Annotated in this window: 2 protein-coding genes; both read right to left on the bottom strand. The window is 61.9% G+C overall.

What is annotated here, in order from left to right:
• Window positions 1-725, bottom strand: a 725-nt coding sequence (locus tag O1W68_RS21490; protein ID WP_269307034.1) for an IS3 family transposase, incomplete at its 3' end; no start/stop codon positions are given.
• Window positions 726-739: 14 nt separating this feature from the next.
• Window positions 740-1,045 (bottom strand): transposase, encoded by a 306-nt coding sequence (locus O1W68_RS21485; protein ID WP_136170843.1) that lies wholly within the window; start codon window positions 1,043-1,045, stop codon window positions 740-742.
• Window positions 1,046-1,112 lie beyond the last annotated feature (67 nt).

Raw genomic sequence — 1,112 nt, 5'->3', positions numbered from 1 at the left:
TAGTAGTACTCGTGCTTGAACGTCGACCACAGACTCTCCGCGCCGGCGTTGTCCCAGCAAATACCGGTTGCCCCCATCGAACGCCGCAACCCGTACCGTCCACACGCCTGCTTCATGATGCCAGCTGTGTACTGAGATCCCCTGTCCGAGTGCATGATTGTTCCCGTAACATCGCCGCCACGTTCGGCGACCGCCATATCCAACGCCTCGACAACCAGCTCGGTGCGCATGTGATCGGCCACGGCCCACCCGAGCACCTTCTTCGAGTGCTCGTCCTTGATCGCACACAGATACATATCCCCCTCCCCGCAGGTCAGATACGTGATGTCCGAAGTCCACACCGCGTCGAGTTCGCCCTGATCGAAGCGGCGCTGAACCAGATCATCAGGGAACGAGGCGAACGGATCGACCACGGTGGTGCGGACCTTGAACGTGCGCGGACTGATGCCGACGACACCGAGAGACCGCATGATCTTGGCGACGGTTTTCTCGGTGATCACCTCGCCTCGGTCGTGGAGTTCGGCGGTGATGCGCGGTGCCCCGTACACGCCCTTCGACTCCTGGTGGACCGCGAGGATCTTGATCTCCAGATCAGCTCTACGTTGCTGCCGTTCTGCCAATCTGGTTGTCACCCTGCGTCCTTGGTGCTTGTAGAAACCGGAGGCCGACACTTCGAGCAGTCGTGCCATCCGGGCAACGGCGGAGTTCGCGTACTCCGCGGCCATCAACGAGTAGAGCTCTACTTTTGTTGATTGGCTGCGAAGTACGCGGACGCTTTTTTCAGGAACGCGATGTCTTTCTCCTGCTCGGAGACCTGCCGGCGTAACCGTGCCAGCTCGGTGCGTTCCGCGGCCGTGAGCGGTTGATCGCCGGATGCTGCCGCGGCTTCGATCCGGCGGCGCTCATCGGCGACCCACCGACCGAGTAGGGCTTCGTTGATACCCAGTTCGCGGGCGACCTCGGCGATGGTGCGGCCGGAATCGATCACCCTGCGGGCGGCCTCGACCTTGTACTCGGTCGTGAAAGACCTGCGTTTGCGGGACATGAGGACATCCTTCCAGCGGAACCATCGATCCCGCTATCTCGGTGTCCACCATCCGGGGGGAGCCTCA

Source organism: Rhodococcus sp. H36-A4, assembly GCF_027158005.1.
Classification (GTDB): domain Bacteria; phylum Actinomycetota; class Actinomycetes; order Mycobacteriales; family Mycobacteriaceae; genus Rhodococcoides.
This window is presented reverse-complemented; position numbering and strand designations above follow the sequence as displayed.